Genomic DNA, 15,687 nt, shown 5'->3' with positions numbered 1-15,687 from the left:
GCCCGCGACGGTGCGGCGCGAACCCGAGGGTCCCGTCGACCGGTTCCCCGGCCACGCCCCGTACCGTCGTGGTCGTACTTCTGGGCCGGCAGCTGTTCGGGATGCGTCAGCCCAGGGCGATCGGCCCTCGCAGCGCATAGAGCTGGCCGCTGGTGGAGGAGCCGTCGGCCTTCGGCCCCTGAGGCGGCGGGGGGAACCCGACTCCCACCACGGGGGCCGATCCGGTCATGAGGGAGCGCGGAGCGATGACTTCCTCCCCATCGACGAAGACCTCGTCCGCGAGGCCCTGCTCCACTGCTGCCCGAGACAGGACCTCCGCGACTTCCTCCGCGCTCTGGTCCTCGCAGGGGACGATGCGGACCACGTCGTCATTCACGATGCTCTCCGGCTGTCGGGGGCACTGGGGCACAGGGGCAGCGCCCGAGCCCATTTTCGCCAGCGCATCACGCCCGGCCGCCCCCGCAGCGCGAGAGAGCTCCTGCTTCACCTGTATGGGTGCTGCTGACCGTCCTCGTGGATCTGGCGAGGGAGACCCCGCCGGCCGAGATCACGGTGGACGTCCGCGGATGCCGGCGCCCACCGCTCGGGTGGCCCTGCGGCGGCCGGGAGCGCCGAGGTCCTGACCCGGGCCATGCCCGGATATCGCACCCGCACCGAGCCCCGGAGATGTCCCCCGGACCGCGGGGCCGCACGTCCCACCGTTTCCGGCACAGGCCGGCCGGAGCGTCGGGGGTCAGTGGCAGGAGGCGCCGCACCGTCTTCCACGCTCCCAGCGTGAATGTCGGGAACGTGGCAGGTAGCCGGAGGCCGTCTCGACGGTGCAGTCGCGGAGTCCACACAGCGAAAGAGCCCCGGTCTCCGTGAGGAGGCCGGGGCCTTGATCGAGCGCTGGGCAGGCCTTGCACCTGCATTCCCCCACGGGAAGTGGGGTGTCTTTCCTTGGACCACCAACGCAAGGCTCCACAGCCGTCGTCCACGGCCGCGAGCTCAAGATCTAATATACCGCAGGAACCGGTCGGCCGGCTCAGCTGAAGGCCGGCACCAGCCGTCTTCGTCCCCGGGCATGCTCTGTCCAACGAGCACCTCCGCGGCCGACGCCACGACGCTGCCCAGCCGGTCGAAGGGGCGCCGTGTCGACCGTGAGCAGGGGAATTCATGGACACGGAGACCAACACAGCCATTCTCCGCCCACCGACCGTAGTGGGTTGCGCAGCGACGGACATGACGTTGACCCCGGACGGCCGCTATCCCTTTGTGGTCAGCGTGAGTGGTTTGAGGGCGCGGCCGTCGTGCATGCTCGCGCCGGACACGGCGACGGCGAGCGGGATGCCCTGGGCATCGGACAGCGCGTGCAGCTTGCTGCCCTGCTTGCCGCGATCGACCGGGTTCGGCTCGGTCAGCGATCCCCCCTTCTGACGCGAACGGAGGCCGCGTCGACGATCGCCGAGGTCCAGTCCACCTCGCCCCGGGCCCCGAGTTCGACCAGCACCGCCCGCCCGGTGCAGCCGACGCCACAGGCCGGCCGGCAGCGGTCCATACCGTGAAGCGGCGATGCGCGGTGGCGGGCGACGTGCCGAACGTCGGCGGCAGATGCCGCCAGGCACAACCGCTGGTCAGCGCGTACACCACTGCCGTGAACACGGCCCGCTCGTCACACGGAGCGGTCCCACCACCTTGCGGACGAGCAGCGAACGACGGCAGCAACGGGGCGGCCAGCTCCCAGAGTTCATCAGGAACCAGACGCTTCGATAGATCAGCACCCACGACCGGCATCACGCCACACGAGCGTCAAGTCACGTGGGACAACCTCTAAGCCTTGATCGGTGCGGCCGATTTGGCGGCCCGCTCGATCTTCGCGCAGTAGGCTGCACGGGCTTCTTCGTCGATCTGCTGCTCGTTTTCGGCGCGCACCCCGGTCCGGCCGTCGAGGCCCTCGCGCAGGATGTCGGCGTGCCCGGCATGCCGGATGGACTCGCCGAGGACATGGACCATGATGGCGAACAGGTTCGTGTTCGGATAGGGCTCCGGCCACCACGGCACGTGGCCGGGGGCGTCGAGGGGAAGCTCGTTGATCGTCGCGTCCGCGTGTTCCCACGTGCGCCGGTAGAACCCGATGATCTGATCGCGGGTCTCGTCCTCGGTCGCCCACAGATCGCTGCCGTCGTGGTCCTGCCACCGGGGCAGCGGTTCCGGGGAAGGGCGGTCGAAGACCTCGCCGAAGTACCTGGCCTCGACGGTGGCCACGTGTTTGACCAGGCCGAGGAGGTTGGTCCCGGTCGCTGTCAAAGGCCGGCGGGCGTCATATTCGGACAATCCGTCGAGTTTCCAGAGCAGCGCCTTGCGGTCCCGCCGCAGTCTTCCGAGCAGGTTGTCCTTCGCGAATTCATCGATCATGCGGCATGAGCCTGCCACGGGCTGCTCGTGCCCTCAAGATCCCGTACGTGGTCCGCAACGACAGGCAGAGCCGAGGCCTGGCCATGGCCGCCGCCCTGACCTGCCACAAGGAGCTCGCGAAACGTGCCACGTGAGACGACCTCCATGGGCTGCCCCCCCTTAACTACCGACCTGGGCGGTCGCCTCTGACCGATGCGATCATGTCTGGTTCGCCCAGGTAGGAGCGATTGATCCGCCCGCGGCCTCGGACGATGCCTTCTGCGGCGAGTCGCTTCCGAAGCCGGCGGGGTGCGAGGGCGTCGTTGAAGCTCTCGACGAGGCCTCGGCCCGTATCGGCAAACTCGTAGCGGACCGCGTACGTCTGGCCCACGTGCTGCCATTCGCAGCGGACCAGCGGGCGCACAAGGATGGCCTCGAACCACGCAGCCGTCCGCTCTGCCAGCTCCGCCGGGTTACCGACGGCCGTGAAGGCGAACTCAGTTGCCTCCTCCGGCAGCGAGACGAGCTGATTGTGGAGCTTGTCTGCATGGACGACGGTCCCGTTGAAGTGTGCTCCCACGGTCAGGATTCCCTGGTTGCGCTGCGGATCGACGACGTCCAACCAGACGATCAACTCGCGGTCGGAGGCGCGCGCCGGAGGCACCACGGCTGTGTCGTCCGGGTCGACCAGCCAGAAGCGAGCACGTTCGGCGAGAACGTCCGTGAACGCGCGTTGCGCGACGTTCAGATCGTCTTCGTCGTACTCGAACCAGGGAATCTCTTGCATGGCCGCACTCTACGTGCGACCTACTTGCCGCCCGGAAACCGCTGGTCAAGAATGAGATGATCTTGATGTGGCTGGTGCGGCCAAGGCGTCGGAGCCGTCCTGATCCGGTGATGGCGACAGCCCCGAGAGACGTACGCCCAGGCTGTTCGAGCAGCAGAGGCTGGTCGCGATGGAGGTCGCGTGAGTGTCGGGCTGGCGCCTTGCCGGGCCGGTCTGCCCCTCAGCAGCTGTTCGTGGCACCAGCTCGCCGCACGGGCCCTGGTCTGAGTTGGAGCCGGAGAAGACGCACGACGTCGCCCTGGTCGACAACAGCGGCGAGTTGCTGGCCAACGTGCTGCGGCGCGGGGGTGCGGACGCAGTCCGCAAGGGCCGACCTCGGCGCCTTCCGCTGGAGGACCGGGCACTGCTGGTCGCGACGTATCGGCGCACGAAGACTCACAAGCAAGTCCGAGCACGAGTCGAGCACGACTTCGCCCGCATGACGACCTGGAAGAACCTCGGCGACCGCCGCCTCAAAGGCGACGGAGTACGGGGCCGGGCGTCGGGCTTTCGTCAGCCGCGGGGCGCAGGTGCTGCGACAGCTGCTAGCGAGTCGCCCAGCGGAGTGCGGCGGTAGAGGACGGATCGTCCTGAGCGGGCACGTGTGATCATTCCGGCCTCGCGGAGGACTGCCAAGTGTCGGCCGGCCGCACCGAGGGTCATACCGAGCAGGGCGACGAGCTGTGTTGTCGTGGCTGGTCGCTCCAGGGCACTCAACAGATGCGTTCGTGGGACGCCGATGAGGGCGTGGAGGGCTGTTGCGTCGGCATGGGAGGCGGTTTGCCCCAGGGCTGCTACACCGCGAGCCGGGTAGATCAGGGCTTTGGGCCATGGTTCGTCGACGTGTATGACGAGGCCGGGCCAGACGAACACGGAAGGCACCAGGAGAAGGCCGTTGCCTTCGAGTGCCACCGGGTCGCGGGGTGGATGGCCTTTCAGCTCGATGGCGCTGTTGTTCCAGTGCACGCGGTCGTGGAGGCCGTCCAGGGCCGCTGCCCAGCCGAATCGGGTCAGGCGGCCGGCGCGGTGTACGACGTCGTGTTCGCACATGGCTTTGAGGTGGTGCCAGTCTGGGGCCAGCAGTGCGTTCCAGGCTTCGTCGAGGGTGTTGGCGATGCGGTTGACGGCGTCGGTGCTCTGGAGGATCTGCCGGGTGCGTTTGTCGTGGACTGGGTGGCTGGCCAGCCAGTGGTCGATCTCTTCCCGCGCTTGCCGCGCGGGCGTGGCTTTGATCGATGCGAGGTCCTGTGCCCAGGTCTGTTCCATGCCTCTCGGGGGTTGGTTGATGAAGCTGACCCCGCCCCGCGGGGACTCCAGGGAGAGAACGGCGCGTAGGTCCGTCTCGCGTAGGAGGTGGTGGTAGGTCGGCGTGAGCCGGTCGGTCCAGGCTGCCGAGGGAGTCGATCGTGCTCCGTCGTTCAGGAGACGGAACAGGCGGGTCAGTTCCGTCAACGGTGACAGCGCGAATCTGGTTCGCAGGAGGTCCTCGGCTGACACTTCGATTCTCAACATCCGGCCCGGGCCCTTCGCCGTTTCGCACCCGTGCGAAAGATTAGCCATGAGATCGTCTCAGGGGCAGGCTTCGTGCCATGACCCCGAGCGACACCACGACGGCACCCGCGACGTATCGCGAAGTCTTCGCCAACTCGGATTTCCGGCTCCTCTTCGGCGCCAACCTGGCGGCGGTGCTGGGCACAACACTTCGCATGGTGGCCCTGTCGCTCCTGGTGTACGACGTGACGGGGTCTGCGTTTCTCACCGCGCTCAGCTACGGACTGTCTTTCGTTCCGCAGGCGATCGGCGGCGCCCTGCTGGGGGCCTTGCCTGACCGCCTGCGCCCGCGGCTCCTCATCGTGGCTGGTCACAGCCTTGAGTGCGCCGTCGGTGCGGTGGTGGCCCTGGCACCCCTGCCAGTCGGGGCCGGCCTGTTTCTTGTGGCTCTGCTGGGAGCGCTGACGCCGGCATTCCGCGGCGCGACGAGCAAGGTCATCGCTCAGTCGCTCCACGGTGATGCATACGTGCTCGGCAGGTCCCTGGTCGGCTTGACCATCTCCGGAGGCCAACTGGTCGCGCTGGCGGCCGGCGGGCTCCTGGTCGTATGGCTCGGCATCCCGGGTGCACTGCTGGCCGGAGCCCTCTGTCATCTGCTCGCGGCTCTTGTCGTCCGCCTGGGCCTCACTGATCTCCCGGCCGAGGGCAGGTCGACTGGCACGTTGGTCCAGCAGAGCTGGTCCGGTATGAACGTGCTGCTGAAGGGGCGCGAGATGCGCCCCTTGTTCCTGGCACAGTGGCTGCCTCCGGCGTTCATGGCCGGGGTGGAGAGCTTGATCATTCCCTACGCCCGGGCCCGCGGCTTCTCAGTCGCTTCGGCGAGTCTGCTCCTGGCCTGCCTACCCGTAGGAATGATCGCCGGAGACCTGCTGATGGGCCGTCTGGTCCGGCCCGCGGTTCGTGTACGCCTCGTCATGCCCCTCATGGCGCTGGCCGGGATTGCCTTCACCGGGTTCGCGCTCGAGCCACCATTCGCAGTCTGTGCTGCGCTGCTCGGCTTGGCCGGCGTGGGGAACGCTTACATGCTGGGTGTGCAGGGACGGTTCCGTGACGCCGCGCCGGCCGCACTGCTCGGACAGGCCTTCGCGCTGCTGGGCACGGGACTGATGGTCCTTCAGGGCGTTGGCCCCATGCTCTTCGGCGCGCTTGCCGAGTGGACCGGCTACGGCATGGCCGTCACTGCGGCCGGCGCTGCTGCTGTCGCTACCGCCGTCGCGCTCTGGCCGAACTGGGCTCGGCCCAACCCCAATCCCGACGTTCAGCCGCCGGTCCGCCTCCAGGAGGCCGCCGAGAAGTAGGGGGCGAGCCACCCGCGCGTGCGTGTGCCTGTGCCATCCCGCGTGCGGACCTCCGCGATCTACGCATAGCGCTCGAACAGAGCGTGGAGGTAGTCCTCGAGTCTGCTGCTCAGAACGCCGGGGGTCAGATCCGTACGGCCGAGTTCACGCCAGGGGACGCCGACCTTCTCCGCGTCCGGGGCGAAGGCCAGAGCGTCGATGACCCGCCAGTACAGGTGCGCCGCGCGCTGCTCGGCGAGGTGCCCGCCCGCGGCGACGTACCGGTCCGCGAAGGTCATCCCCAGAGAAACACCGTGGAGCAGGGAGAGAGCCGTCGAGCAATGGGCCACATCGAGGTCGGCTGGCCCCCACGAGGTCTCCACCCAGTCGACCACACCACTGATGCGGACGTCGTCCCCCTCGCCTTCGAAGAGGACGTTGCCCGGATGGAAGTCCCGGTGCAGGAAACAAGGCCGGAGAGCGGGCGGATCCTGCCGGATGACGTCAACGGCCCGCTGCCAGAGCTCCGGCCGCGCCGTGTGCTCCGGGACGGTCACCCGCTCCGGCGACGTCCAGGCTTGCCAAGCCCGCGGCCTCGCGTCGGCGGAGACCTCGACCCGATGGATGCGCACCAGTTGCTCGGCCAACAGATCTGCCCGGCGCTCAGCGTCTCGGTCGTCCAACCGGACGGCCCCGGGCAACAGCGACATCAGCAGGGACGGGTGGTCGCAGTGCGTCGCGGTCGCGTCCACGTCCACGAGCCTGGCCGCAGGCACGTCCGTCGCCCCCAGCAGACACAGGATCTCGGCTTCGCGGGACAACAGACCGTCTGCGTGCCGGACGTAGAAGGGCTTCACGAAGGACCGAAGCACCAAGTGCCCCGGGCCCCCTGGCCCCTCGATGCGGAGCCTGCGCATCTCCGAGGTCCAACCACCACGCAGATGCTCGACGCCTTCTATCCGCTGCCCATCAGCGAGTCGTCTCTCCACCCACGATTGCGTGGCGCCCCAGCCTTGCGCCCCGAGATCGCCATCGAGTCTCGCTCTGTCCCCGCCTTTGATCATGAAGGAAGGCTATCGGCGGGGCGGTACCGTCGCCACCGGATCTGCCCGCCGGTTGAAGGGTCGGACGACTCCTCCGCGTCACGGGCCCTTGCAACGTCATGCATCCGCTCTGACCGCAGGTACGGAGTGGCATTACCGCTCTACCGCTCTACCGCTCGGCGGCGGTGCGGTCCTCACCGTCCATCTCGTAGATCCGTCCTTGAAGCCGTTCACCGGCCCAGTCCAGTCCGACGCCCAGGTCAAACCAGTGCCGATCCTTACGGGCCTGCGGCAGTGAGAGGTTCACCGCCGCCCAGGAGAACACCCCAGGAGGACGGAACGCCCGTGCTGCGTGGTGCGCACGGACAACGCGAACGGCGCGGCGAGTGCCGCCCGGGTGACCACCACGACCTCTTCGTCCTCAGAGCGTCGACGACCACCCGTGAGAAAGCGGGGCGTTTCAAGGATCTTGACCCACTCGACCACTGCGTCCGCCACCTGGGCGCGCAAGGACTCTTCGATGCCCTTCCGGACGGCGGTCGCGGGATCATCGCCGAGCCAGCCGAGCCAGTGATCAGGATCAGTGAGCTTGCCGAAGTCGTCCTGTGGTACCCCGTGAAGGGGATTCTCCCGGTACTCACCTGTCAGTTTCCCGCTGCCATCCACCAACCACGCGCCGCGGATCGCCTCGGGAGGTACGTAGCCGTTCGGGTCGTCGATATACGTCGGGTCGATCTCGGCGACGCTGCCACCGGGATTCTCAGCCGCCGCACAGTAGCGCCGGCTCGTTCGGTATGCCCTTGCGCCGGCCTCGCGAGCCAAAGCGCCCCACGTTCCCACCCCCACCGTTGCCCGCCCAGTTGATCGCCATCGTGCCGCACCGGTCAGGACCGCAATGAGGGACCCAGGCCAGGCCGCCAGCCGCTGACGTCGATCCTCACGGAGCTCGTAGCGCCTCGCGCCGATACCGGCGGAGTCCGCAGGAGGAGATCCGCCGGGAGGAGCAGGCTTCGCCCACTCATGGCCCGGCCCGCACGGGGCACACGATCAGCACCGAACGAAAGGAGCCCGTCCATGCTGGGCATCGCCGCCGCAGTCCTGTTCTTCATCGCGTTCTTCCTCAACGCCGCCGGCATCGCCACCAACGACGTCCTGAGCTCGACCAACTTCATGCTGATCGGTCTCGCCGCACTCGCGCTGCACGTCGCCGGCATAGGCGGCACTCGGCCTGCCCACCGATGGGGCCGCAGACGCTGACGGTCGTGGGGCCCCGGCCACGTACCCCCGGTCGGGGCCCGGCCATGCCCCCGTGTCCCGCGCTCTCGCGCGTGCGGCGGTAACGGCAACGGCGCCCGCCAGGTGGCGGGCGCCGGCTCACGTCACGTGTGAGGGCGTGTCAGCTGCGAGCGATGTTCTCCGCCTGCGGGCCCTTCTGCCCCTGCGTGACGTCGAAGGTGACGACCTCACCCTCCTGCAGCTCCCGGTAGCCCTGCCCGGCGATATTGGAGTAGTGGGCGAAGACGTCCGGACCGCCCCCGTCCTGGGCGATGAACCCGAAGCCCTTCTCGGAGTTGAACCACTTCACCGTGCCACGCGCCATGCTCAATCCCTCTGTACGGCCTACTGGCGGCCCGCTTGGGGGCCGCCTCGGCATCCGGGCGGAAGCCTGGTCCCTTCCTGCCCACCGGTACCACCGGCCACACTCCCCACCGGGCACGGATCCATCAGTCTGCCGATCGTGTGCGGGCCCGAGCCGCCCGCCGCTTGACGGTCCGGCGTTCCTCCTCGCTCATGCCGCCGCACACACCGAGGTCCTGGCCTCCTTCGAGGGCCCACTGGAGGCAGTTCGCCCTGACCGGGCACCGGTGGCACACCGCTTTGGCTTCCTCGATCTGGAGGAGGGCCGGGCCGCTGGAGCCCACCGGGAAGAAGAGATCGGGGTCTTCCCACCTACAGGCGGCCTCATGGCGCCAGTTCATCGTCATTCCTCCATCCGATTCGTCCGCATGCTCACCCACGCTCCTGGCCCATACCGGTGGCTCTATGCAGCACCGGGGCCGGCTTTTTCCGGCTCTCCCCCGCTACGTTTGAAACACGACACCGGGGCATCCGCACAACTCAGCCCTTGCCAGCCGACAGGAGACAGCAAGTGACCACCTACGTCATCACCGTGCCCGGCACGTTCCTGACGGACGTCGACGAAGCAGCACGCTCCGAGCTGGCCAAGAGGCTGGCTTCGCACCACACCGACCTGAGCGAGACCGAGGACGTGGAACTGCTCACGGTCCACGACGGCGGCACCTTCTCCGTCCGGCTCGAAGTCGAAGCCACGGACCGGGCCACGGCCGAGGACAACGCCGTCCGTCTGCTGGCCGGGACCCTTGAGGAGCTGGGACTGCCCGAGAAGGACGTGCCCCTGGGACCGCCGGCGGTCACCGGTGTCGACGGTGAATCCTGAGGCCTTTCCGGCTCGCGGCACATGAGCGCCGAGCCCGGCCCGACGGGCGGATGGACGGGCCGCGGCGGGGCAGCAGCGGGACATGGCAGCTCTACGAAAACTCGCCCGTCCCCTGCTCGCCGCCCCGTTCGTCGCCGGCGGACTGCGCACCCTGTACCGCCCGGAGGCCGTCGCGGAGGTCGCCGGACCCTCCGTCCGGGCCGTCGGGGAGCGCGTCCCGGCCCTCGACTGGGATCCGCTGCAGGCGGTACGCGTCACCGGCGCCGTCCAGGCCGCGGCGGCCCTGCTGCTCGCGACGGGGCGGGCCCCGCGCACAGCCGCGCTCGCGCTCGCTGCCGCGCTGGTGCCGACCTCCCTCGCCGCGCACGCCTTCTGGACGGTGGAGGACCCGGAGGAACGCGCGCGGCAGCGCACCCACTTCCTGACCGATCTCTCCGCTCTGGGAGGGCTCCTCATCGCCGCCGCGGACACCCACGGCAAGCCCTCCCTCGCCCACCGCTCCCGGCACGTACTCGACCACCGGCACCCGGTGCGTGCCGTCCGCCGCCCCGTCGAGGCGGCTGCCGCGCGTACGGCCGACCACGCCAGGGCGGTCGCTTCCTCCCTGCCCGGCTCCCGCTGACGGCGGGCGCGGCCCGCTGCCCTACCCGGACGGCCTCCGTGGGGGCCGGGTTCGCCGCGCGCCTCGCGGGGCTCGGTCTGGTGCCGAGTTCGCCGCTCAGTGCGCTACAGGAACGGCAGCCCCCGCACTGTTGGCCGAACCGATCCTCCTGGTAACCCCGCTCCGCGCTCCCGCGGTTCAGCCGCGCGTACCAGCGGGTGTGGCACCGGTCTTCGGGTTCATCCCGGGAGCTGGACGACATCGGGCCGCCTGGCCGGGGTGGCATGTCCGGACGGTTCGTGGGAACCCGGCAGGGTGGGGGAATCAAGTAGGAGGGAACAGGAAACGATGGCATCCGCCTCGTCGCCGGAGGGCTCCGTTCCGGCCACCTCGGGCACGGTGACCACAGCCGTGCCGGCCCGTCTCGACCGTCTGCCGTGGTCCCGATGGCACTGGATGATCGTGATCGGGCTCGGTACCGTCTGGATCCTCGACGGACTCGAGGTCACCATCGTCGGCAACGTCGCCGGACGTCTCGCCGAGGAGGGCAGCGGCCTCGACATCACCGCCGCCCAGGTCACCGGTATCGCCGCCGCCCTCTATGTGGCGGGAGCCTGCTCGGGGGCGCTGTTCTTCGGCTGGCTGACCGATCGCTACGGCCGCAAGAAGCTCTTCATGGTGACGCTGGTCGTCTACCTGGGTGCGACCGCGATGACCGCGCTGTCGTTCGAGTCCTGGTGGTTCTTCCTCTTCCGGTTCCTCACCGGTTTCGGCATCGGCGGCGAGTACGCAGCCATCAACTCGGCGATCGACGAGCTGATCCCGTCCCTCCACCGGGGCCGGGTCGACCTCATCATCAACGGCAGTTACTGGCTGGGCGCGATCGGCGGCGCCCTGCTGTCCGTGGTGATGCTGGACACCGACATCTTTCCGCAGAACCTCGGCTGGCGGCTGAGCTTCGCCCTCGGGGTCGTCCTCGGGCTGGTCATCCTGCTCGTGCGCCGGCACGTTCCGGAGAGTCCGCGCTGGCAGTTGATCCACGGCCGGGACGAGGACGCCGAGGAGCTGGTGTCGTCCGTGGAGCGGAGGATCGAGGAGGAGAAGGGCGAGCGGCTGCCGCCGCCGGCCGGTGAGATCACCATCAGGCAGCGCAAGAGCATCGGGTTCGGTCTGATCGCCAGGACGGTCTTCGGCCGCTATCCGCGCCGTGCGGTCCTCGGGCTGTCGCTGTTCATCGGGCAGGCGTTCCTGTACAACGCGATCACGTTCGGATTCGGCACGATCCTCACGACGTTCTTCGACGTGCCGACGGGGCACACCGGCTACTACTTCGCCGTCATCGCCGCGGGCAACTTCCTCGGCCCCCTGCTGCTCGGGAAGCTGTTCGACACGGTCGGGCGCCGGATCATGATCTCCTCCACCTATCTGCTGTCGGGTGTGCTCCTCTTCGCGACGGCCTGGCTGTTCGACCGGGGTTCGCTGACGGCGACGACGATGACGGTCTGCTGGTGCGTGGTCCTGTTCTTCGCGTCGGCGGGTGCGTCCAGCGCGTACCTGACCGTGTCGGAGGTGTTTCCGATGGAGACCCGGGCGATGGCCATCGCCTTCTTCTACGCCCTGGGTACCGCGGCGGGCGGTATCAGCGGCCCGCTGATCTTCGCCGATCTGACCGAGTCGGGCGTGGTGGGTGACACGGCGCTGGCCTTCCGGATCGGCGCCGCGCTGATGTGCGCCGCCGGTCTGGTGGCGGCGTTCCTGGCGGTCAAGGCGGAGCGGCGTTCGCTGGAGGACATCGCCGAGCCGCTGTCGGTGGCGAAGCCGGCCGCGTCCTCCGGCTCACCGCAGTCGAGCGCCTGATGAAGAGATGGCCCCGAACAGGCGAGGCGTTGGGCGGCCGCCACTTCGGCCCGGCGACGAAGGCGCAGGTCGTCTGGTTCCAGAGCCGCCTGGGCCTCGCGCCGGACGGGATCGTCGGCCCGGAGACGGGGAACCGGGTCCTGTTCGCGGGCGACCGGTACTACGGAGGGAGGGACCTGCGGTTACTGCAACGGCCATGTGCCCAGCGACGGGCGCCTCGCGGCCATGTACGTCCCCGCCCACCTCTCCTGAGCTCTCCGTCCGCCGGGCGTTGCCCACATCACCCGGCGGGCGCGGCACGGACGCGCTGCCTTCGAGCTCCTGCGCAAGGGGGTACTGCTCGCCTCGTCACCCTGGACAACTCGGTCGCCGCATACTGACGATCATGACGTCGACGATCCCGCCCGAGCCGAAGCGCGCGGCCTTGATGCTGGCCGGGCGTCGCCTGTCCTTCCTCGACTTCGGTGGTCCGGGTCGCCCTCTGTTCGCCCTGCACGGGCACTTCGGAGAAGGCCGCACCTTCGCGCGGCTCGCCCGGGAGCTGGGCGACTCCTGGCGGATCATCGCGCTCGACCAGCGTGGACACGGCTTCTCCGACAGTCCTCCCGATTTCTCCCGCACCGGCTACGTCGAGGACGCCGCGGCAGTACTGGACCACCTGGGGATCCAGGGCGCGGTCGTACTCGGCCATTCGCTGGGCGGTGTCAACGCCTACCAGCTAGCGGCACGGTTCCCCGGGCTCGTAAGCGCACTCATCATCGAGGACATCGGCGCCGAGGTCGATGGCGACCTGTCCTTCAGCCTGTCCTGGCCGCACCGGGCGCCGACTCGGGCCCAGCTGCTGCAAGGACTCGGCCCTTCGGCGAGCCACCTCATGCACTCCGTACGCGAGCACCCCGACGGATGGGGCCTTGCCTTCGACCCGAAAGACATGAACGCCTCACAGCAGCACCTCAACGGGGATCACTGGAACGACTGGCTCGCCAGCGACCGCCCGGCGTTGCTCCTCCGCGGCAGCCGCAGCACGGTGCTCAGCGCGGAGCACGCGAAGGACATGGTGGCGCGGCGCCCGCATACCCGACTCGTTGAACTCCCCGCCGGACACACCGTCCACGAGACCGTCCCAGTGGAGTTCGCCGCAGTTGTCAGCGGGTTCCTCGGTTCGCCGTGAACTTATCTCACCCACCGTGCCACCCCGCACCCCTCTCGCGGCACTGTAGGGGTGAGCACGCGGCCCTTCATTCCTGACCTGCGTCCGCTTCGTTCGCCTTGACGGCTACGGCGGAGCCCCCTGCCAGGGCGCCGGCGCGGGCGGCGGCGAGCGTGATCCGCACGGCCTGCTCGGCGGTGCCCTCCTCCACCGGATCGGCACTGATCAGCAACCGGAAGTAGATCGGGGCGGCCAGCGTTTTGATCAGCTCGACCGGATCGGTGTCGGCCGGGAGTTCGCCCCGCTCGATGGCTCGCGCGACCACGGGCGCTGCCCGCCGGAACCGGTCGGCGAAGATCCGCCGCTTCGCCTCGGCCACTTCCGGCAGCCGGCCGGCGTCGGAGAACATCGCGGTCTGCACCGCCCTGCCCACCGGGCCGGTCATGCTCTGCACGAGCCCCTGGGCGAGGGCTTGCAGGTCGGTCTCGACGGCGCCGGTGTCGGGCATGGGGATGTCGGTGGCGAAGTGCTCGGCCAGCGCGTCGACGACCAGGCTCGCGCGGTCCTTCCAGCGCCGGTACAGCGTCGTCTTGTGCACCCCGGCCCGCTGGGCCACGCCTTCGACGGTCAGCTCGGCATAGCCCCGGTCCAGCAACTCGGCGAGGGTGGCGGCGCGCACCGCCGCCTGTGCCTTGCGGCCGCGCCCGACCGGACGGGCAGGGTCGGAGAGACTCGACTCCATTGCAACTCCTAGTTGCGTTAGCGGCCATTCTCATGTCAGGATCCAGCGTATCGCAACTGCAAGTTGCATTGAGTGGGATCCTGCCCAGCCGGGTGCCGGACGCCCTCAACCCAGGAGAAGGAAGGCCATGCCCGACGCCTCCCGTACGTGGACCCCCGACTCAATTCCCGACCAGTCCGGCCGCCTGGTGGTGGTGACCGGAGCCAACAGCGGCATCGGCCAGGTCACAGCGCAGGCGCTCGCTCGCCGGGGCGCCCATGTCGTCCTGGCCTGCCGCAGCCCCCAAAGGGGGCAGGCCGCCCTGGACCGGCTGCTGGCCCACGCGCCCGGAGCCCAAGCCGAGGCGCGCCTCCTGGACCTGGCCGACCTTGCCTCCGTACGCGCCTTCGCCGGCGGCTGGGACCACGGCCGGCTCGATCTTCTGGTCAACAACGCCGGAGTGGCGATGGTGCCGTTCGCCCGGACCGCCGACGGCTTCGAGTCGCAGTTCGGCATCAACCACCTCGGCACCTTCGCCCTCACCGGGCTGATGCTGCCCCACCTGCTCGCCTCGCCCGATCCGCGGGTGGTCACCGTCAGCAGCGAAGGCCAGCGGTTCGCCCGCTTCGACCTGCACAACCTCAACGCCGAACGCCGCTATCACGCGATGTTCGCCTACCTGCAGTCCAAGCGCGCCAACCTCTACTTCGCCACCGAACTGCAACGCCGCGCCGACGCCGCCGGCCTGAGGCTGCGCAGCACGGCCGTCGCCCCCGGACTCACCCGTACCAACGTTCTCACCGGCGGCGCCAACGGCGACCGTGGCCGACTCTACGGAGCATTGACCCGACTGCTGCTCCGCGTCGCCTTCCGCCCCACCCCCGAAGGCGCCAAGACCTCCCTGTACGCCGCCACCGTCCCGGACCTGCCGGGCGGAGCGTACGTCGTGCCCGACGGGCCGCTTCAGCTACGCGGCGAGCCCGTCCTGCGCAACCGGGAGCGCGCCATCCGTGACGCCGACACCGCCCGCCTGCTGTGGGAACTGTCCGAGAAGCTCACCGGCGTTCCGTTCCGGCTGTCCGAAGATGCCGCGTGCCCCACCCAAGCGTCGTAGTAGTCAGGCCCCGTTCAACTCGGAAGACATCCGTGTCAAGCGAGGCCCTTGTGACCGTCGTCCGCAGCCTGGTCGACGACCCCGCGCCCACCCCGAACACGTTCGACCGGCAGACCAACGAATGAAAGGGCGGCGAAAGCCTGTCCTGACCTGCTCGCTACGGCGCAGGCCGCCAGAACGCCGCCGCCACCAAGGCCACCGACACCAACAGCGCCCCGCCGGCCCGCCAGTAGCTCCAGAGCGCCGGCTGACCCGCACGACCGGTCGCGGCCCCTCCCGCGCGCGTGAGCAGTGCCTCGACCCCGGACAGGAGTCCCGCGCGCGTGAGCAGTACCTCGACCCCGGACAGGAGTCCCGCCCCCGTGAACCGCACACCCGCCGTCGTCACCCTCGCTTCCCTCGACACCCACCGTCTGATCGTCACCCTTCCGAACCAGGGCCCCGCCGACGTCCGCTCGAACCTTCCGCGCGCCACCGCCGCCGCCATGTTGCGCCGCCTCGCCGACGAGCTCGACGTCGAGCAGCTCGTCCCCGCCCTGCCCGACGACGTGCTCGATCTCGCCGCCGCCCGCCTCACCCGCCGGATTCAGCGATAAGGAGCGGCTCTGGATCAACGGTGCCGCCAACTCGGCAACACACCACAAGGCCGGCGCCAAGCCCATCGAACTGGACACATGTCCTCGGCGACGCAGCAACCTGCGGCACCGAGCAGGCGG

At 69.3% G+C, this 15,687-nt stretch carries 22 protein-coding genes and 2 pseudogenes; 12 read left to right on the top strand and 12 right to left on the bottom strand.

What is annotated here, in order from left to right:
* Positions 1-106 precede the first annotated feature (106 nt).
* From ADK52_RS35285 to ADK52_RS35275, 3 genes are all read right to left on the bottom strand, one after another.
* Positions 107-376 carry a hypothetical protein gene (locus tag ADK52_RS35285; RefSeq protein ID WP_147420088.1) on the bottom strand — a complete coding sequence of 90 codons (270 nt, stop codon included), beginning with the start codon at positions 374-376 and terminating at the stop codon, positions 107-109.
* 611 nt (positions 377-987) lie between these two features.
* On the bottom strand, positions 988-1,773 hold the full coding sequence (locus ADK52_RS45165; protein WP_078988844.1) for a transposase: 786 nt from the start codon (positions 1,771-1,773) through the stop codon (positions 988-990).
* A gap of 36 nt (positions 1,774-1,809) precedes the next feature.
* Positions 1,810-2,394: a DinB family protein gene (locus ADK52_RS35275; RefSeq protein WP_053693936.1), complete on the bottom strand. Its 585-nt coding sequence runs from the start codon at positions 2,392-2,394 to the stop codon at positions 1,810-1,812.
* A 5-nt stretch (positions 2,395-2,399) separates the two neighbouring features.
* Here ADK52_RS35275 and ADK52_RS44675 point away from each other — a divergent pair, with 5 nt between their 5' ends.
* Positions 2,400-2,528, top strand: a complete 129-nt coding sequence (locus ADK52_RS44675; RefSeq protein ID WP_267887315.1) for a hypothetical protein — start codon at positions 2,400-2,402, stop codon at positions 2,526-2,528.
* A 29-nt stretch (positions 2,529-2,557) separates the two neighbouring features.
* Here ADK52_RS44675 and ADK52_RS35270 read toward each other — a convergent pair whose 3' ends face one another.
* Entirely contained in the window at positions 2,558-3,160 is a 603-nt protein-coding gene (locus ADK52_RS35270; RefSeq protein ID WP_053693935.1) for a hypothetical protein, read from the bottom strand.
* Between the two features lie 322 nt (positions 3,161-3,482).
* Between ADK52_RS35270 and ADK52_RS45160 the strand changes: the two are divergent.
* Positions 3,483-3,590, top strand: a pseudogene (locus ADK52_RS45160) (IS5/IS1182 family transposase); the annotation flags it as partial.
* Positions 3,591-3,776 (top strand): annotated as a pseudogene (locus ADK52_RS44180) (hypothetical protein); the annotation flags it as partial. It abuts the pseudogene before it with no gap.
* Here the strand turns inward: ADK52_RS44180 and ADK52_RS40860 are convergent.
* Positions 3,713-4,465 carry an ArsR/SmtB family transcription factor gene (locus tag ADK52_RS40860; protein WP_234344388.1) on the bottom strand — a complete coding sequence of 251 codons (753 nt, stop codon included), beginning with the start codon at positions 4,463-4,465 and terminating at the stop codon, positions 3,713-3,715. The pseudogene ADK52_RS44180 and the gene ADK52_RS40860 sit on opposite strands and share 64 nt — an antisense overlap.
* Before the next feature lie 323 nt (positions 4,466-4,788).
* Between ADK52_RS40860 and ADK52_RS35260 the strand changes: the two genes are divergently transcribed.
* On the top strand, positions 4,789-6,048 hold the full coding sequence (locus ADK52_RS35260) for an MFS transporter (RefSeq protein WP_053693933.1): 1,260 nt from the start codon (positions 4,789-4,791) through the stop codon (positions 6,046-6,048).
* 59 nt (positions 6,049-6,107) lie between these two features.
* On the opposite strand, the gene ADK52_RS35255 is transcribed toward ADK52_RS35260, so the two are convergent.
* The 3 genes from ADK52_RS35255 to ADK52_RS35250 form a co-directional block, all read right to left on the bottom strand.
* Entirely contained in the window at positions 6,108-7,091 is a 984-nt protein-coding gene (locus tag ADK52_RS35255; RefSeq protein ID WP_053693932.1) for a phosphotransferase family protein, read from the bottom strand.
* A 148-nt stretch (positions 7,092-7,239) separates the two neighbouring features.
* Positions 7,240-7,377 carry a hypothetical protein gene (locus ADK52_RS44175; RefSeq protein ID WP_234344387.1) on the bottom strand — a complete coding sequence of 46 codons (138 nt, stop codon included), beginning with the start codon at positions 7,375-7,377 and terminating at the stop codon, positions 7,240-7,242.
* A complete protein-coding gene (locus ADK52_RS35250) occupies positions 7,374-7,892 on the bottom strand; it encodes a hypothetical protein (protein WP_234344386.1) in 519 nt (172 codons plus the stop codon). Before ADK52_RS35250 ends, ADK52_RS44175 begins: the two co-directional genes overlap by 4 nt.
* A gap of 252 nt (positions 7,893-8,144) precedes the next feature.
* Here ADK52_RS35250 and ADK52_RS35245 point away from each other — a divergent pair, with 252 nt between their 5' ends.
* Positions 8,145-8,327, top strand: coding sequence for a hypothetical protein (locus tag ADK52_RS35245; protein ID WP_053693931.1), 183 nt, complete (start codon positions 8,145-8,147; stop codon positions 8,325-8,327).
* Positions 8,328-8,466: 139 nt separating this feature from the next.
* On the opposite strand, the gene ADK52_RS35240 is transcribed toward ADK52_RS35245, so the two are convergent.
* Both ADK52_RS35240 and ADK52_RS35235 read right to left on the bottom strand, forming a co-directional pair.
* Positions 8,467-8,670: a cold-shock protein gene (locus tag ADK52_RS35240; protein WP_053693930.1), complete on the bottom strand. Its 204-nt coding sequence runs from the start codon at positions 8,668-8,670 to the stop codon at positions 8,467-8,469.
* Positions 8,671-8,794: 124 nt separating this feature from the next.
* Positions 8,795-9,049 carry a WhiB family transcriptional regulator gene (locus tag ADK52_RS35235; protein ID WP_053693941.1) on the bottom strand — a complete coding sequence of 85 codons (255 nt, stop codon included), beginning with the start codon at positions 9,047-9,049 and terminating at the stop codon, positions 8,795-8,797.
* A 170-nt stretch (positions 9,050-9,219) separates the two neighbouring features.
* On the opposite strand from ADK52_RS35235, the gene ADK52_RS35230 reads away from it, so the two are divergent.
* From ADK52_RS35230 to ADK52_RS35215, 5 genes are all read left to right on the top strand, one after another.
* Positions 9,220-9,528, top strand: a complete 309-nt coding sequence (locus tag ADK52_RS35230) for a hypothetical protein (protein ID WP_053693929.1) — start codon at positions 9,220-9,222, stop codon at positions 9,526-9,528.
* An 82-nt stretch (positions 9,529-9,610) separates the two neighbouring features.
* A complete protein-coding gene (locus ADK52_RS35225; RefSeq protein WP_053693928.1) occupies positions 9,611-10,150 on the top strand; it encodes a DoxX family membrane protein in 540 nt (179 codons plus the stop codon).
* A gap of 327 nt (positions 10,151-10,477) precedes the next feature.
* On the top strand, positions 10,478-11,986 hold the full coding sequence (locus ADK52_RS35220; RefSeq protein ID WP_053693927.1) for an MFS transporter: 1,509 nt from the start codon (positions 10,478-10,480) through the stop codon (positions 11,984-11,986).
* Entirely contained in the window at positions 11,986-12,366 is a 381-nt protein-coding gene (locus tag ADK52_RS44670) for a peptidoglycan-binding domain-containing protein (protein ID WP_078988841.1), read from the top strand. Before ADK52_RS35220 ends, ADK52_RS44670 begins: the two co-directional genes overlap by 1 nt.
* Before the next feature lie 5 nt (positions 12,367-12,371).
* Positions 12,372-13,157, top strand: coding sequence for an alpha/beta fold hydrolase (locus ADK52_RS35215; RefSeq protein WP_053693926.1), 786 nt, complete (start codon positions 12,372-12,374; stop codon positions 13,155-13,157).
* Positions 13,158-13,224: 67 nt separating this feature from the next.
* On the opposite strand, the gene ADK52_RS35210 is transcribed toward ADK52_RS35215, so the two are convergent.
* Positions 13,225-13,878 (bottom strand): TetR/AcrR family transcriptional regulator, encoded by a 654-nt coding sequence (locus ADK52_RS35210; RefSeq protein ID WP_053693925.1) that lies wholly within the window; start codon positions 13,876-13,878, stop codon positions 13,225-13,227.
* Positions 13,879-14,005: 127 nt separating this feature from the next.
* Here ADK52_RS35210 and ADK52_RS35205 point away from each other — a divergent pair, with 127 nt between their 5' ends.
* Positions 14,006-14,971 carry an oxidoreductase gene (locus ADK52_RS35205; protein WP_053693924.1) on the top strand — a complete coding sequence of 322 codons (966 nt, stop codon included), beginning with the start codon at positions 14,006-14,008 and terminating at the stop codon, positions 14,969-14,971.
* Between the two features lie 157 nt (positions 14,972-15,128).
* On the opposite strand, the gene ADK52_RS35200 is transcribed toward ADK52_RS35205, so the two are convergent.
* The gene (locus ADK52_RS35200) at positions 15,129-15,344 is read right to left on the bottom strand and encodes a hypothetical protein (RefSeq protein ID WP_159046106.1); all 216 of its coding nucleotides are present in this window, start codon (positions 15,342-15,344) and stop codon (positions 15,129-15,131) included.
* Here ADK52_RS35200 and ADK52_RS35195 point away from each other — a divergent pair.
* Positions 15,334-15,567: a hypothetical protein gene (locus tag ADK52_RS35195; RefSeq protein WP_053693922.1), complete on the top strand. Its 234-nt coding sequence runs from the start codon at positions 15,334-15,336 to the stop codon at positions 15,565-15,567. The genes ADK52_RS35200 and ADK52_RS35195 overlap by 11 nt on opposite strands.
* Positions 15,568-15,687: the final 120 nt, after the last annotated feature.

Origin of the sequence: Streptomyces sp. WM6372 (assembly GCF_001279655.1) — a bacterium.
In the GTDB taxonomy this organism is placed as follows: domain Bacteria; phylum Actinomycetota; class Actinomycetes; order Streptomycetales; family Streptomycetaceae; genus Streptomyces.
This window is presented reverse-complemented; position numbering and strand designations above follow the sequence as displayed.

Excerpts from the sequence above, each read along its gene's own strand:
- ADK52_RS35235 (WP_053693941.1), bottom strand. The coding sequence starts at position 9,049 with ATGAACTGGCGCCATGAGGCCGCCTGTAGGTGGGAAGACCCCGATCTC.
- ADK52_RS44670 (WP_078988841.1), top strand. The coding sequence starts at position 11,986 with ATGAAGAGATGGCCCCGAACAGGCGAGGCGTTGGGCGGCCGCCACTTC.
- ADK52_RS40860 (WP_234344388.1), bottom strand. The coding sequence starts at position 4,465 with ATGGAACAGACCTGGGCACAGGACCTCGCATCGATCAAAGCCACGCCC.
- ADK52_RS35240 (WP_053693930.1), bottom strand. The coding sequence starts at position 8,670 with ATGGCGCGTGGCACGGTGAAGTGGTTCAACTCCGAGAAGGGCTTCGGG.
- ADK52_RS35210 (WP_053693925.1), bottom strand. The coding sequence starts at position 13,878 with ATGGAGTCGAGTCTCTCCGACCCTGCCCGTCCGGTCGGGCGCGGCCGC.
- ADK52_RS35225 (WP_053693928.1), top strand. The coding sequence starts at position 9,611 with ATGGCAGCTCTACGAAAACTCGCCCGTCCCCTGCTCGCCGCCCCGTTC.
- ADK52_RS35215 (WP_053693926.1), top strand. The coding sequence starts at position 12,372 with ATGACGTCGACGATCCCGCCCGAGCCGAAGCGCGCGGCCTTGATGCTG.
- ADK52_RS35255 (WP_053693932.1), bottom strand. The coding sequence starts at position 7,091 with ATGATCAAAGGCGGGGACAGAGCGAGACTCGATGGCGATCTCGGGGCG.
- ADK52_RS45165 (WP_078988844.1), bottom strand. The coding sequence starts at position 1,773 with ATGCCGGTCGTGGGTGCTGATCTATCGAAGCGTCTGGTTCCTGATGAA.
- ADK52_RS35220 (WP_053693927.1), top strand. The coding sequence starts at position 10,478 with ATGGCATCCGCCTCGTCGCCGGAGGGCTCCGTTCCGGCCACCTCGGGC.
- ADK52_RS35245 (WP_053693931.1), top strand. The coding sequence starts at position 8,145 with ATGCTGGGCATCGCCGCCGCAGTCCTGTTCTTCATCGCGTTCTTCCTC.
- ADK52_RS35270 (WP_053693935.1), bottom strand. The coding sequence starts at position 3,160 with ATGCAAGAGATTCCCTGGTTCGAGTACGACGAAGACGATCTGAACGTC.
- ADK52_RS44675 (WP_267887315.1), top strand. The coding sequence starts at position 2,400 with ATGAGCCTGCCACGGGCTGCTCGTGCCCTCAAGATCCCGTACGTGGTC.
- ADK52_RS35260 (WP_053693933.1), top strand. The coding sequence starts at position 4,789 with ATGACCCCGAGCGACACCACGACGGCACCCGCGACGTATCGCGAAGTC.
- ADK52_RS35275 (WP_053693936.1), bottom strand. The coding sequence starts at position 2,394 with ATGATCGATGAATTCGCGAAGGACAACCTGCTCGGAAGACTGCGGCGG.
- ADK52_RS35205 (WP_053693924.1), top strand. The coding sequence starts at position 14,006 with ATGCCCGACGCCTCCCGTACGTGGACCCCCGACTCAATTCCCGACCAG.